We start from the raw sequence: 13,103 nt of genomic DNA on the forward strand, positions 1-13,103 counted from the left end.
ACCACCCGGATGGATGATCGCTCCTCAGCGCTTGAGCGTTACACGTCCCTGAGGACGCGCAGGGGACCCGTGGGGACCCCGAAGGTGTTACTTGACCTCGACGGAGGCGCCGGCGCCCTTGAGGGACTCGGCGGCCTTCTCGGCGGCGTCCTTGGCGACCTTCTCGAGGACGGGCTTCGGGGCGCCGTCCACGAGGTCCTTGGCCTCCTTCAGACCCAGGGAGGTCAGCTCACGCACGACCTTGATGACCTGGATCTTCTTGTCGCCGGCACCGGTGAGGATGACGTCGAACTCGTCCTTCTCCTCGGCCTGCTCGGTCGGGGCGGCCGGACCGGCGGTGCCGGCGACGGCGACCGCGGCGGCGGCGGTGACGTCGAACTTCTCCTCGAAGGCCTTCACGAACTCGGAGAGCTCGATGAGGGTCATCTCCTCGAACTGCGCGAGCAGGTCTTCCTGGCTGAGCTTCGCCATGATGGCGGTCCTTCCACTAAATCGGCAGGTGCCGGGTGTACGGGGTGAGGCGGGCGTACGTCGGGCCCGCGTCGACCCTCACCTCACGCGGCGCGTGCGGCGAGGATCGGAAAGCGAGCCGAATTACTCGGCACCGCCCTGCTCGTCCTGCTTGGCACGGAGCGCGTCCACGGTGCGGACGAGCTTCGAGGGGAGCGCCTGGAAGAGCTGAGCAGTCTGCGTCTGCTTGCCCTTGAAAGCGCCCGCCAGCTTGGCGAGCAGAACCTCGCGGGACTCGAGGTCCGCAAGCTTCTTGATCTCGTCGGCGGACAGCGCCTTGCCGTCAAGGACACCGCCCTTGATGACGAGATTCGGGTTGTCCTTGGCGAAGTCACGAAGACCCTTCGCCGACTCCACCGGGTCACCGGTGACGAAGGCGACTGCCGTCGGACCGTTGAACAGGTCGTCCAGCGTCGAGATCCCGGCCTCGTTGGCCGCAATCTTGGTCAGCGTGTTCTTCACCACGGCGTACTGGGCGTTCTCACCGAGCGAACGGCGCAGCTGCTTGAGCTGGGCCACGGTGAGACCGCGGTACTCGGTCAGCACGGCAGCGTTGGAGTTGCGGAACTGGTCCGTCAACTCGGCAACCGCGGCAGCCTTGTCGGGCCTCGCCATAGAGCCTCGGCCTCCTTCCGGGTGATTCGGACCGCGCGGACCCGAAGGAGGACTGGGGAAAACGAAACGCCCCGGGCGCAGGCGCACGGGGCGTAGCTCAACCGGTCACTCGCTTCCTTGCGGCAGCGAACTCCGGGAACTCTTCCACTGACACCTGCGCGGGTCGTCCGCAGTTCAGCGGATCCTTCGGCCACCGTGAACTCTGACGAGCACACGGCAACGACCAGCGGTCTTTGGCTTCCGTGGAAGAGTACGCGAACGGATCGGCGTCAAGCAAATCGGCTGATCGGGGGCATCGGGAGCGTCGGGGGCATCAAGGCCTCCGGGGCCCTTGATGCCTCCGGGACCCTCGGGACCTCCAGGACCTCCGGGATCCGGGGCCTTCAGAGCCTTCAGGCGCCGAGACCGGCCTCGGAGTCCGCGCCCAGCTCCCCCAGCATCTCCATGAGGTCGAAGGTCTCCTCCGCCGCCGGCGCCTCGACCTCGGCCGCGGCACCGTAGTCGGAGTAGTCGGCCGTCATCTTCATCGTGCCCTGCGGCGACTTCATGCCGACGACCATCCGGACCGGGTAGTTGTCCTCGTTGACCCAGACCTCGGTGTCGTAGCCCTCAAGGCCCGTCTTCTCGACGTTGGCGATCAGCTCCTCGCGCTCCTTCGCGGAGAGCAGGCCGTCCGTCGCCTTGTTGGCGTCGAGCATCTCCTCGAAGCTCAGCGTGCCCTTGTAGCGCTGCGTCTGGACGCCGTCGATCTTCTCCGGGCCCACGTGCTTCAGGTTCGGCGACTCCAGCAGCAGGGCGAGCTGCTGCGCCGGGTCCTGGTTCATGTTCTCCAGGCTGCCGGTCATCTGCTTCTGCAGTTCCGCGTCACCGGACTCCTCGGCCATGGCGGCGAAGTCCATCTTCATCCAGCGCTTGCCGTCCATCTCGGCGGCCTGCTTCGCGCCCATGTCCATGTACATGACGTTGTCGAGCATGATCATGCGGATCCGCTCGGGCGCGTCCGGGTCGCCCGCCGTGAACGCGGAGCCCTTCATGGTGACGTCCATGACGGCCGGGTCCCAGCCCTGCACGCCGGAGATCTCCATGGTGCCGCCGCCGTCCACCGCGGCCGGCATCGTCATGGTCATCCGGACCTTGGAGGACTTGGCCTCCGAGGTGTTCTTGAAGGCCGCCTGGAGGACCTTCGTCATCTCGTTCTGCGTCTGGATCTCGGGCTCCGCCGAGTCGGCGGCCTTCTTCTTCGTCCCGCCCCCGTCACCGTCCTGACAGCCCGCGACGCCCGCGACGACGGCCACGGCCGTCAGACAGACACCCACGCGCTTCCATGCGGCCATGCCCATGAATCCCACCCCTGGTTGTTTCGCTGTGTCACACCTGTGAAGTCAGAAGAAAGGTAACCCACGCCACTGACACTGTCGTACGAAAAAACCCGTCCCCGCGCCTCGGACGAGACGCGGGGACGGGTTTTCCGCGGTGTGCACGGGCCGGTCATCCGGCCCGCCCGGCTCAGACGGCGGCCGGGTCCTCCTCGACGAGGAGGTTGCGGGTGCGGTTGGAGTCGAGCGGAATGCCGGGGCCCATCGTGGTGGTGATGGCGGCCTTCTTGATGTAGCGACCCTTGGCGGCGGACGGCTTCAGACGGAGGATCTCCTCCAGCGCCGCGGCGTAGTTCTCCACCAGCTTGGTGTCGTCGAACGACGTCTTGCCGATGATGAAGTGCAGGTTCGAGTGCTTGTCGACGCGGAACTCGATCTTGCCGCCCTTGATGTCGTTGACGGCCTTGGTGACGTCCGGGGTCACGGTGCCGGTCTTCGGGTTCGGCATCAGGCCACGGGGACCGAGCACGCGGCCGAGGCGGCCGACCTTGCCCATGAGGTCCGGGGTGGCGACGACGGCGTCGAAGTCCAGACGGCCCTTCGACACCTCGTCGATCAGCTCGTCGGCGCCGACGATGTCGGCGCCCGCGGCACGCGCGGCCTCGGCACGGTCACCGGTCGCGAAGACCAGGACCCGGGCGGTCTTACCGGTGCCGTGCGGGAGGTTCACGGTGCCACGGACCATCTGGTCGGCCTTGCGCGGGTCGACACCCAGACGGAAGGCGACCTCGACGGTGCCGTCGAACTTGGTCGTGGACGTCTCCTTGGCGAGACGGACGGCCTCGAGCGGGGCGTACAGCTTCTCCCGGTCGATCTTGGCGTCCGCAGCGCGGAGAGACTTGCTGCGCTTGCTCACTGAAAGCTCCTGTGAATTGTCGAGGAGTCGTGGTCCGGGCCGAGCCGGCCCTTCCACTACTGCTTGGCTTACGGGGGTGGAGGTCAGCCCTCGACCGTGATGCCCATGGAACGGGCGGTGCCGGCGATGATCTTCGACGCGGCGTCCAGGTCGTTGGCGTTGAGGTCGGGCATCTTGGTCGTGGCGATCTCACGGACCTGGTCGGCGGTGATCTTCGCGACCTTGGTCTTGTGCGGCTCGCCGGAGCCCTTCTCCACGCCCGCGGCCTTGAGGATCATCTTGGCGGCCGGCGGGGTCTTGGTGACGAAGGTGAAGGAACGGTCCTCGTAGACCGTGATCTCCACCGGGATGACCCAGCCGCGCTGCGACTCGGTCGCGGCGTTGTAGGCCTTGCAGAACTCCATGATGTTCACGCCGTGCTGACCCAGCGCGGGGCCGACCGGCGGAGCCGGGTTCGCGGCACCGGCCTGGATCTGGAGCTTGATGAGCCCCGTGACCTTCTTCTTCTTGGGAGGCATGGCTCTCCGGGTCCTTTCGATTCGGGTCCTGCCCACGTCATGGGGACAACCCGGACGCAGGCATACCGCACAACGATAACGGGTATAGATGCGCGGCCAAAAACCGAGCAGGTCAGACGGGCGCTCGCACGCCCGTCTGACCTGCTCGGAAGCTGTGTGCCAGAAGGACTGTCCTGGACTAGTTCTTCTGGATCTGGTCGAAGGAGAGCTCGACCGGAGTCTCGCGGCCGAAGATCTCCACCAGGCCCTTGACCTTCTTGGAGTCGGCGTTGATCTCGTTGATGGTCGCCTGCAGCGTGGCGAACGGGCCGTCGGTGACGGTGACCGAGTCGCCGACCTCGAAGTCCAGCACCTGGACCTCGACCTTGCGCTGCGGGGCCGGCTTGCCCTCGGCCTCGGCGGCCTCGCGGGCGGCCTTCTCCTCGGCCTCCGGGGCGAGCATCTTGACGATCTCGTCCAGCGTCAGCGGGTACGGGTCGTAGGCGTTGCCCACGAAGCCGGTGACACCGGGGGTGTTGCGGACGACGCCCCAGGACTCGTTCGTCAGGTCCATGCGGACCAGGACGTAACCCGGGAGCTTGTTCTGCTTGATCGTCTTGCGGTCGCCGTTCTTGATCTGGACGACCTCTTCCTGCGGCACCTCGGCCTGGAAGATGTAGTCCTCGACGTTCAGCGAGACGGCGCGCTGCTCCAGGTTGGTCTTCACCCGGTTCTCGTAACCCGCGTACGTGTGGATGACGTACCACTCGCCGGGCAGCGTCCGCAGTTCCTCACGGAGCTTCTCGACCGGGTCACGGTCGTCCTCGGGCTCTTCGGCCTCCTCGGCCGCTTTCTCGGCCTCGGTGGTCTCGTCCGCGGTGGTCTCGTCCGCCTCGGCGCTCTCGTCCGCGGTGGTGTCGGCAGCCTCGGCCTCGGCGGAGGCCTCGGTGTCCTCGACGTCCGCGCCCTCGACGGCGGCGAGCGCGTCCTCGGCGGACTCGGCCCCTTCGCCGTAAGGCTCAACGGCGTCGTTCACGTTCGGGTCAGACACGGTGGCTGCTTCTTCCTGGATACAAGGGGTGGAACATGCGAAAAGGAGCGCCGGATACCTCGGCGCTCTTCGCTCTCGGCTCAGCCGAAGACGTACTTGGCGGCGTGGCTGAGGCCATAGTCGATCAGGGTGATCAGACCGATCATCACGACGACGAAAATGATCACGGCGGTCGTGTACGACGTCAGCTGGTTGCGGGTCGGCCAGACGACCTTGCGGAGCTCCGCGACGATCTGGCGGTAGAAGAGCGCGAGGCGCTTCAGCGGACCCTTCTTGGCCCGCTTGCCGCCCTTGCGGGTCTTCTTCTGGGAGTCCGGCGCCTCATCCTGGGCATCAGGCATGTCGATGGAGCCCACGGCGTCCGTCACTCGTCCTCACCTGATTCCGGGTCGTGGCCGTGCCGCGCCCGGTCCGAGCCCGCACGGCGGTGCATTGCTGTACGTACATGCGCACACATCCTGGCGAAGGTGTGTGTAGCAGGGCCGGAGGGACTTGAACCCCCAACCGCTGGTTTTGGAGACCAGTGCTCTACCAATTGAGCTACGACCCTTTGTGTGTTCCCCAACGTACCGCATCCGACCGGATGCTTGGTGTGCACCGGTTGAGCGCGGGCCGCTGAAGGCCAACGAGGTGAGAGTGTACGTGTTCCTGGGCCGGGCGTCGAACAGAAAGTGCCCGGGAGGCGCCGTTCCGGCGGAAGATCGTCCCGGCAGTGGTGGACCGGCGGCGTCGATCCGGACTGGTGTTCAGGGGTTTGCCCGGTGTTGTTCAGTACGTGAAACCCCCGTGCCGCGTGGGTTTCCGGTCTGGAACGATGGGCCCCATGAGCGCTGCAACCCCTCCCACCGAGCGCCGGGTCTCCGCCCGAGTCGGCGCGATCTCCGAGTCCGCCACCCTCGCCGTGGACGCCAAGGCCAAGGCCCTCAAGGCCGCCGGGCGACCGGTGATCGGCTTCGGCGCCGGTGAGCCCGACTTCCCGACGCCGGACTACATCGTCGAGGCCGCGATCGAGGCCTGCAAGAACCCGAAGTACCACCGGTACACGCCGGCCGGCGGTCTGCCGGAGCTGAAGGCCGCGATCGCCGCGAAGACGCTGCGCGACTCCGGCTACGAGGTCGACCCGTCGCAGATCCTGGTCACCAACGGCGGCAAGCAGGCCATCTACGAGGCCTTCGCCGCGATCCTCGACCCGGGCGACGAGGTCATCGTCCCGGCGCCGTACTGGACGACGTACCCGGAGTCGATCCGGCTGGCCGGCGGCGTCCCGGTCGAGGTGGTCGCCGACGAGACGACCGGCTACCGGGTGAGCGTTGAGCAGCTGGAGGCGGCCCGCACCGAGAAGACGAAGGTCGTCCTCTTCGTCTCCCCGTCGAACCCGACCGGCGCGGTCTACAGCGAGGCCGAGACCGAGGCGATCGGCCGCTGGGCCGTCGAGCACGGCCTGTGGGTGCTGACGGACGAGATCTATGAGCACCTGGTCTACGGCGACGCCTCGTCGGTGTCGCTGCCCGCGCTCCTGCCCGAGCTGCGCGACAAGTGCATCGTGGTCAACGGTGTCGCGAAGACGTACGCGATGACGGGCTGGCGGGTCGGCTGGATCATCGGCCCGAAGGACGTGGTGAAGGCCGCGACCAACCTCCAGTCGCACGCCACGTCGAACGTCTCCAACGTCGCCCAGGTGGCGGCGCTCGCCGCCGTCTCCGGCGACCTGGACGCCGTCGCGACCATGCGCGAGGCCTTCGACCGCCGGCGGAAGACCATCGTGCGGATGCTCGACGAGATCGACGGCGTGGTCTGCCCGGAGCCCGAGGGCGCGTTCTACGCCTACCCCTCGGTGAAGGCGCTGATCGGCAAGGAGATCCGGGGCAAGCGGCCGCAGAGCTCGGTCGAGCTGGCGGCGCTCATCCTGGAGGAGGCCGAGGTCGCGGTGGTGCCGGGTGAGGCGTTCGGCACGCCGGGCTACCTGCGGCTGTCGTACGCGCTGGGCGACGAGGACCTCGTCGAGGGCGTGAGCCGGATCCAGAAGCTGCTGGCGGAGGCGCGCGACTGACGTCGTCCTTCGCCACAGGGGCGCCCGGGTCTCCTCCCGTGCGCCCCTGTTTGTTTGTGCGAGCAAGACCACGAAAGGGGAAAGCCCTACCGGGACGGCGGAGACGTACGGCAGGATCGGCGAATGCTGAGCTCTTCAGGGGGGCACCCCCCGAACCCCCCGCGTGTACGTGATCTATCTGAACTGCCGAAAGCCCATCTGCACCTGCACTTCACCGGGTCCATGCGGCCCGCCACCCTGCTGGAGCTGGCCGACAAGTACGGCGTGCGCCTGCCCGAGGCGCTGACCGACGCGCTGACCAGCGGGGAGCCGCCGAGACTGCGCGCCACGGACGAGCGCGGCTGGTTCCGCTTCCAGCGGCTGTACGACGCGGCGCGCTCGTGTCTCAGGGAGCCGGACGACATCCGGCGCCTTGTGCGGGAGGCGGCGGAGGAGGAGGTGCGGGACGGCTCGGGCTGGCTGGAGATCCAGGTGGACCCGACGTCGTACGCGCCCCGGCTGGGCGGGCTGATCCCGGCGCTGGAGATCATCCTGGACGCGGTGGACGCGGCGACGCGGGACACCGGGATCGGGATGCGGGTGCTGGTGGCGGCCAACCGGATGAAGCATCCCCTGGACGCGCGCACGCTGGCCCGGCTGGCGGTGCGGTACGCGGACCGGGGGATCGTGGGGTTCGGCCTCTCCAACGACGAGCGGCGCGGGATGGCCCGCGACTTCGACCGCGCGTTCGCGATCGCGCGCGAGGGCGGGCTGCTGTCGGCGCCGCACGGCGGCGAGCTGGCGGGTCCGGCGTCGGTACGGGACTGCCTGGACGACCTGGAGGCGGACCGCATCGGGCACGGGGTGCGGGCGGCGGAGGACCCGCGGCTGCTGCGGCGGCTCGCGGACCGCCAGGTGACGTGCGAGGTGTGCCCGGCGTCGAACGTGGCGCTGGGCGTCTACGACAAGCCCGAGGACGTACCTCTGCGGACCCTGTTCGAGGCGGGCGTACCGCTGGCGCTGGGCGCGGACGACCCGCTGCTGTTCGGCTCCCGCCTGGCAGCCCAGTACGAGATCGCGCGGAACCACCACGGCTTCACGGACACGGAGCTGGCCGAACTGGCCCGCCAGTCGGTACGAGGCTCAACGGCCCCGGAGGACACGAAGGCAAAGCTGCTGTCGGGTGTGGACGACTGGCTGACCGCCCCGGCGTGACTGTGGGCGATCGTGCCTCCCCCAGTGCCTCAAGGGCCTGGGCGGTGCCCCCAGGGCGGCACGGGTGGGCACAGCGGCACCCCGCAAACGCCGGGCCGCGTCACACCCCCCGGCCCACCCCCGCTCCGGGCCGCTTGAAGTGGGCGTAAGGCGGATACGGCTTGAAGCAGACCAGCACCTCGTGGGGATGCCCGCCGCCGGACTTCTGCGTGAGCCCCCGGATACCCGACACCAGAGCCGCCCGTCCCTTCACGACGCCCTTCTGACGCGGCCCCCACCCCGCCGCGTACGCGAAGGACATGGCCGCCTCGGCGAAGACGTCCCGGCTCCCGAAGAGAAAGAACGTACGAGCATGGTCGGCGTGCCGCAGCTCGTCCCGGCAGTCCGCGCGCCATGAGCGCCGTCGCCAGTCCGCGGCATCCCGATCCGTACGCGCCTCGTCGGTACGTACGGACAGCGGCGTACCCGGACCGAGCGAGCGACGCAGCTCCGGCCACTTGCTGGGCCGCAGCCCGTAGGAGTGGTGGACCAGCACGAGGTCGACCAGTTCCCCGAGTCCCTCGTCCGGCGGAACGCCACCCCGCAGCGGCACATGGACGATCGTGCGGCGCGAGTACGCGGCGAAGGAGAACAGGCCGGCGAGCCGGTTCAGCCCGTCGTGGTCGCCGAGGAGCATTCCGATCGGTTCCGGGGCGCGCAGCGAGGTGTGGCGCAGGGTGTGCCGGGGCTGGACGACGCGGTGCTCGCGCGGGCCGGTCCGGGGACGGAACTCGCGCAGTCTCAGGTGCATGGGGTCGGCCTCACGCGCCCAGGATCGCGGGCCCGTGCGCCGGACGGCAACGGAGATTCGGCTACAGGCTGACGCCCACCGTGACCGGTTCGTTGACCAGGGTGACGCCGAACGCGCTGTGGACGCCCGCGACGACTTCCCGGGCCAGGGCGAGGAGGTCCTCGGTCGTCGCCTCGCCCCGGTTGGTGAGGGCGAGGGTGTGCTTGGTGGAGATGCGGGCCGGGCCTTGACCGTAGCCCTTGGTGAAGCCGGCCTTGTCGATCAGCCAGGCCGCGGAGGTCTTGGTGTGTCCCTCGCCCGCGGGGTACGCGGGGGGCTCCACGCCGTCGCCGAGCCGCTCCCGCACGCGCGCGTGGAAGGCCGCGAACGCCTCGTCGTCGAGGATCGGGTTGGTGAAGAAGGAGCCGGCCGACCAGGTGTCGTGGTCCTCGGGGTCCAGGACCATGCCCTTGCCCGCGCGGAGCTTCAGCACCGTCTCGCGGGCCGTGGCCAGCGGTACCCGGTCGCCCGGCGCGACGCCGAGGACGCGGGCCGTCTCGGCGTACTTGACGGGCCCGGAGAGGCCGCCCGCGTCCTCCAGCTCGAAGCGCACCCGCAGGACGACGTAGCGCTCGGGGTCGGCCTTGAAGCGGCTGTGGCGGTACGAGAAGGCGCACTCCTCGTTGCCGAGGGTGACGGTCTCGCGGGTACGGCGGTCGTAGGCGACGACCTCGGTGATGGTGGAGGAGACCTCCTGGCCGTACGCCCCGACGTTCTGGATCGGGGTGGCCCCCGCCGAGCCGGGGATGCCGGCCAGGCATTCGATGCCGGCGAGGCCCGCCTCCACGGTGCGGGCGACGGCGTCGGTCCACACCTCGCCGGCGGCCAGCTCCAGCCGCGTGCCGTCCAGGGTGAAGCCCTCGGTCGCGACGACGAGGGCGGTGCCGTCGAAGCCCTTGTCGCCGATGACCAGGTTGGAGCCGCCGCCGATGACCAGCAGCGGCGTACCGCTGTCGTCGGCCTCGCGGACGACGGCGATCACCTCGTCGTCGGTCGTCGCGGTGACCAGCCGGGTCGCGGGGCCGCCCAGCCGGAAGGTGGTCAGCGGGGCGAGGGGGGCGTCGTGGAGTTCCTGCACGGGCCCAAGACTACGAGACGGCACCGACAAGCCCTCGTCCCCGCCGCGTCCGGCTCTGCTCAGCTCAGCCGGACGACCGCCCGCGACATGCCCAGCACCTTCTGTCCGGCGCTGGTCGCGGTGAGGTCGACGCGGACCGTGTGGTCGTCGAGCTTGGCGGCCACCTTGCCGCTGACCTCGATCGTGGCGCCCTGGTCGTCGTTCGGGACGACGACCGGCCGGGTGAAGCGGACGCCGTACTCGACGACCGCGCCCGGGTCGCCCGCCCAGTCGGTCACCACGCGGATCGCCTCGGCCATGGTGAACATGCCGTGCGCGATGACGTCGGGGAGGCCGACCTCCTTGGCGAACTTCTCGTTCCAGTGGATCGGGTTGAAGTCGCCGGAGGCGCCCGCGTACTGGACGAGGGTGGCGCGGGTCACGGGGAACGTCTGTGCGGGCAGCTCGGTGCCGACCTCGACGTCGGCGTAGGAGATCTTCGCCGTCATGGTGTGGGTCACGCCTCCTCGGCCGCGCGGGCCACCAGCTTGGTCCAGGCGGTCACGACGTGTTCGCCGTCCTGGTCGTGCACCTCGCCCCGGATGTCCAGTATGTCGTTGCCGGCCATCGACTTGACCGCCTCGATGGTCGAGGTGACCGTGAGCCGGTCACCGGCGCGCACGGGACGGACGTAGGCGAACTTCTGGTCGCCGTGCACCACCCGGCTGTAGTCCAGGCCGAGCTGCGGGTCGGCGATGACCTGCCCGGCGGCCTTGAAGGTGATCGCGAACACGAAGGTGGGCGGGGCGATCACATCGGGGTGGCCGAGCGCCTTGGCGGCCTCCGCGTCCGTGTACGCCGGGTTGGCGTCCCCCACCGCCTCGGCGAACTCGCGGATCTTCTCCCGGCCCACCTCGTAGGGCTCGGTGGGCGGGTAGCTCCGCCCCACGAAGGACTGGTCGAGCGCCATGCGCGCGGCACCTCCTGTGTCTGACTGTGTCCGACTGGTCTGCCTGGTCTGCCTGCGGTCGGCCGGTCTGACCGTGTCCGGCCGACGGGAAAACGACACGAGGCCGCCCCCCTGGCTGGGGGGACGGCCTCGTGTACGAGCCTGATTTATCGCGTTTCGCGGTGCGCGGTGTGCGCGTTGCAACGCGGGCAGTGCTTCTTCATCTCAAGACGGTCCGGGTTGTTACGCCGGTTCTTCTTGGTGATGTAGTTCCGCTCCTTGCACTCCACGCAGGCCAGCGTGATCTTCGGGCGGACGTCGGTGGCAGCCACGTGAGTGCTCCTTGACGAACGGATTGACTGTATTTACGCAATAAAGAGTAGCCGATCGAAGGACCGACCCCGCAATCGGCTACTGTCTGTAGCGGTGACCGGACTTGAACCGGTGACACAGCGATTATGAGCCGCTTGCTCTACCGACTGAGCTACACCGCTTTGATGCGATCGGGCCCCGCCTCGCGGCGGGAACCTCTCACACCAGAGCCCCAAAACGGAATCGAACCGTTGACCTTCTCCTTACCATGGAGACGCTCTGCCGACTGAGCTATTGGGGCGAGCGATGAAGACATTACACGGTCCGCCGCCGTTCGCCCAAATCCGTTTCGGCCCCCCTCTCCCGGGCGGACCACGCCGGTACGACTATTGGGCTCCTCCCGGCGAGGGACGGGCCCCCGGCCTAGGCTCGGACTCACTCTGCGTGATCTTGCCTGCGTGACCTTGCCCTCCGTGCGCAGCCCGAGCCCCTGGAACGCGATGCCCGACAGCCGGCCGCAGCCACCGTCCCGTCCGCCCTCGTCCACGGGTCCGGCTCCGGGGCCGGCTGCGGCCGATCCGGCCCCGCTGCTGCTGTGCGGCGCGCGTCTCACCGACGGCCGGACCGTGGACGTACGACTGGGCGGCGGGCGCATCGAGGCGGTCGGTACGGCCGGCAGCCTGGCGGCGGACGGCGCGCGCGCGTGCGGCACAACACAGGTCGACCTCACCGGCTATCTGCTCCTGCCGGCCCCCGCGGAGCCCCACGCCCACGCGGACACCGCCCTGTCCGCCGACGCCGGCGGCCCCGTCTCGTACGACCCCCGGGACGTCCAGTGCCGCGCGACGGAGGCGGCACTGCTCCAGCTCGGGCACGGCGCGACGGCGCTGCGGGCGCATGTGCGCGTGGGCGACGTGGCCGGGCTCGGCGCGCTGACCGCCGTGCTGCGGGCGGAGCGCTCGCTGCGCGGACTGGCCGAACTGACGGCGGTGGCGGTGCCGCGGGTGCTGACCGGGGTGGCCGGGGCGGACGGGCTCGCGGTGCTGCGGGACGCGGTGAAGATGGGTGCGTCCGTGGTGGGCGGCTGCCCCGATCTCGACCCCGATCCCACGGGGTACGTGGAGGCGGTCCTGGAGGTCGCCGCCGAACACGGTTGCCCCGTCGACCTGCACACGGACGCCGCCGACCCCGCCCGGCTGGCCCGGTTCGCGGCCATGGCGGGCGGGCTGCGGCCGGGGGTCGCCCTCGGCCCGTGCGGGGGTCTCGCCCGGCTGCCCGCCGAGCCGGCCGCGCGGACCGCGGACCGGCTCGCGGCGGCCGGGGTGACGGTGGTGTGCCTGCCGCAGGGCGGCTGCGGCGCCGTGGACCGCCGGGGCGCGGCACCGGTACGGCTGCTGCGGTCGGCGGGGGTACGGGTGGCCGCCGGGAGCGGTGCCCTGCGGGACGTGTCGAACCCGGTGGGCCGCGGCGACCCGCTGGAGGCGGCGTACCTGCTGGCCTCCCGCCACGGGCTGTCCGCCGAGGACGCCTACGCCGCGGTGAGCACGTCGGCGCGGGCTGCCCTGGGGCTGCCCGAGGTGCGCGTGGAGGCCGGTTTCCCGGCCGAGCTGCTGGCGGTCCGCGGGGACGGGCTCCCAGGGGCGCTGTCGCTGGGGTACAGCCGCATCGTGGTGCACGGGGGGCGGGTGGTGGCGCGGACGAGCGCGGTGCGGGAGTACTGCGGTCCGGCGGCGTCGTCGGCATCGGCGTCGGCGGAGGAGGAACCGGGACTGCCCCGGCAGGGCCGGGGCACCGCGTAGAGCCGGAC

The 13,103-nt window shown here is 69.8% G+C and carries 15 protein-coding genes and 3 tRNA genes; 3 read left to right on the plus strand and 15 right to left on the minus strand.

From position 1 onward, the window contains the following. Nucleotides 1-87 precede the first annotated feature (87 nt). The 8 genes from rplL to AMK33_RS12105 all read right to left on the minus strand — a co-directional run bounded on the left by rplL (nucleotide 88) and on the right by AMK33_RS12105 (nucleotide 5,455). Nucleotides 88-471 (minus strand): 50S ribosomal protein L7/L12, encoded by a 384-nt coding sequence (gene rplL, locus AMK33_RS12070; protein ID WP_073932785.1) that lies wholly within the window; start codon nucleotides 469-471, stop codon nucleotides 88-90. A 123-nt stretch (nucleotides 472-594) separates the two neighbouring features. Next, the gene (gene rplJ / locus AMK33_RS12075; RefSeq protein WP_073932786.1) at nucleotides 595-1,125 is read right to left on the minus strand and encodes a 50S ribosomal protein L10; all 531 of its coding nucleotides are present in this window, start codon (nucleotides 1,123-1,125) and stop codon (nucleotides 595-597) included. Nucleotides 1,126-1,517: 392 nt separating this feature from the next. Then, nucleotides 1,518-2,465: a hypothetical protein gene (locus tag AMK33_RS12080; protein ID WP_073932787.1), complete on the minus strand. Its 948-nt coding sequence runs from the start codon at nucleotides 2,463-2,465 to the stop codon at nucleotides 1,518-1,520. Nucleotides 2,466-2,631: 166 nt separating this feature from the next. Further along, complete coding sequence (gene rplA / locus AMK33_RS12085; protein ID WP_004927356.1) at nucleotides 2,632-3,357, minus strand: 50S ribosomal protein L1; 726 nt, start codon at nucleotides 3,355-3,357, stop codon at nucleotides 2,632-2,634. An 83-nt stretch (nucleotides 3,358-3,440) separates the two neighbouring features. After that, on the minus strand, nucleotides 3,441-3,875 hold the full coding sequence (rplK, locus tag AMK33_RS12090; RefSeq protein WP_073932788.1) for a 50S ribosomal protein L11: 435 nt from the start codon (nucleotides 3,873-3,875) through the stop codon (nucleotides 3,441-3,443). A gap of 178 nt (nucleotides 3,876-4,053) precedes the next feature. Beyond that, on the minus strand, nucleotides 4,054-4,905 hold the full coding sequence (gene nusG, locus AMK33_RS12095; RefSeq protein WP_073932789.1) for a transcription termination/antitermination protein NusG: 852 nt from the start codon (nucleotides 4,903-4,905) through the stop codon (nucleotides 4,054-4,056). An 80-nt stretch (nucleotides 4,906-4,985) separates the two neighbouring features. Further along, nucleotides 4,986-5,273, minus strand: coding sequence for a preprotein translocase subunit SecE (gene secE / locus AMK33_RS12100; RefSeq protein WP_073932790.1), 288 nt, complete (start codon nucleotides 5,271-5,273; stop codon nucleotides 4,986-4,988). 109 nt (nucleotides 5,274-5,382) lie between these two features. Next, nucleotides 5,383-5,455, minus strand: a tRNA-Trp gene (locus tag AMK33_RS12105). A gap of 273 nt (nucleotides 5,456-5,728) precedes the next feature. On the opposite strand from AMK33_RS12105, the gene AMK33_RS12110 reads away from it, so the two are divergent. Together AMK33_RS12110 and AMK33_RS12115 are read left to right on the plus strand one after the other, a co-directional pair. Beyond that, a complete protein-coding gene (locus AMK33_RS12110) occupies nucleotides 5,729-6,955 on the plus strand; it encodes a pyridoxal phosphate-dependent aminotransferase (RefSeq protein ID WP_073932791.1) in 1,227 nt (408 codons plus the stop codon). Nucleotides 6,956-7,078: 123 nt separating this feature from the next. Next, complete coding sequence (locus AMK33_RS12115) at nucleotides 7,079-8,149, plus strand: adenosine deaminase (RefSeq protein WP_073932792.1); 1,071 nt, start codon at nucleotides 7,079-7,081, stop codon at nucleotides 8,147-8,149. A 100-nt stretch (nucleotides 8,150-8,249) separates the two neighbouring features. On the opposite strand, the gene AMK33_RS12120 is transcribed toward AMK33_RS12115, so the two are convergent. From AMK33_RS12120 to AMK33_RS12150, 7 genes are all read right to left on the minus strand, one after another. Continuing rightward, nucleotides 8,250-8,939, minus strand: a complete 690-nt coding sequence (locus AMK33_RS12120) for a hypothetical protein (protein ID WP_073932793.1) — start codon at nucleotides 8,937-8,939, stop codon at nucleotides 8,250-8,252. Nucleotides 8,940-9,000: 61 nt separating this feature from the next. Next, entirely contained in the window at nucleotides 9,001-10,056 is a 1,056-nt protein-coding gene (locus AMK33_RS12125) for a UDP-N-acetylmuramate dehydrogenase (protein ID WP_073932794.1), read from the minus strand. Between the two features lie 59 nt (nucleotides 10,057-10,115). Then, a complete protein-coding gene (locus AMK33_RS12130) occupies nucleotides 10,116-10,544 on the minus strand; it encodes a MaoC family dehydratase (protein WP_073933045.1) in 429 nt (142 codons plus the stop codon). An 8-nt stretch (nucleotides 10,545-10,552) separates the two neighbouring features. After that, nucleotides 10,553-11,005: a MaoC family dehydratase N-terminal domain-containing protein gene (locus AMK33_RS12135; RefSeq protein WP_073932795.1), complete on the minus strand. Its 453-nt coding sequence runs from the start codon at nucleotides 11,003-11,005 to the stop codon at nucleotides 10,553-10,555. A gap of 146 nt (nucleotides 11,006-11,151) precedes the next feature. Beyond that, the gene (gene rpmG / locus AMK33_RS12140) at nucleotides 11,152-11,316 is read right to left on the minus strand and encodes a 50S ribosomal protein L33 (protein ID WP_003948671.1); all 165 of its coding nucleotides are present in this window, start codon (nucleotides 11,314-11,316) and stop codon (nucleotides 11,152-11,154) included. Nucleotides 11,317-11,405: 89 nt separating this feature from the next. Then, nucleotides 11,406-11,478, minus strand: a tRNA-Met gene (locus tag AMK33_RS12145). Between the two features lie 46 nt (nucleotides 11,479-11,524). Further along, nucleotides 11,525-11,597: transfer RNA gene (locus AMK33_RS12150), tRNA-Thr, on the minus strand. 199 nt (nucleotides 11,598-11,796) lie between these two features. Here AMK33_RS12150 and AMK33_RS12155 point away from each other — a divergent pair. After that, complete coding sequence (locus AMK33_RS12155; RefSeq protein WP_073932796.1) at nucleotides 11,797-13,095, plus strand: amidohydrolase family protein; 1,299 nt, start codon at nucleotides 11,797-11,799, stop codon at nucleotides 13,093-13,095. Nucleotides 13,096-13,103: the final 8 nt, after the last annotated feature.

Source organism: Streptomyces sp. CB02400, assembly GCF_001905725.1.
Taxonomy (GTDB): Bacteria; Actinomycetota; Actinomycetes; order Streptomycetales; family Streptomycetaceae; genus Streptomyces; species Streptomyces atrovirens.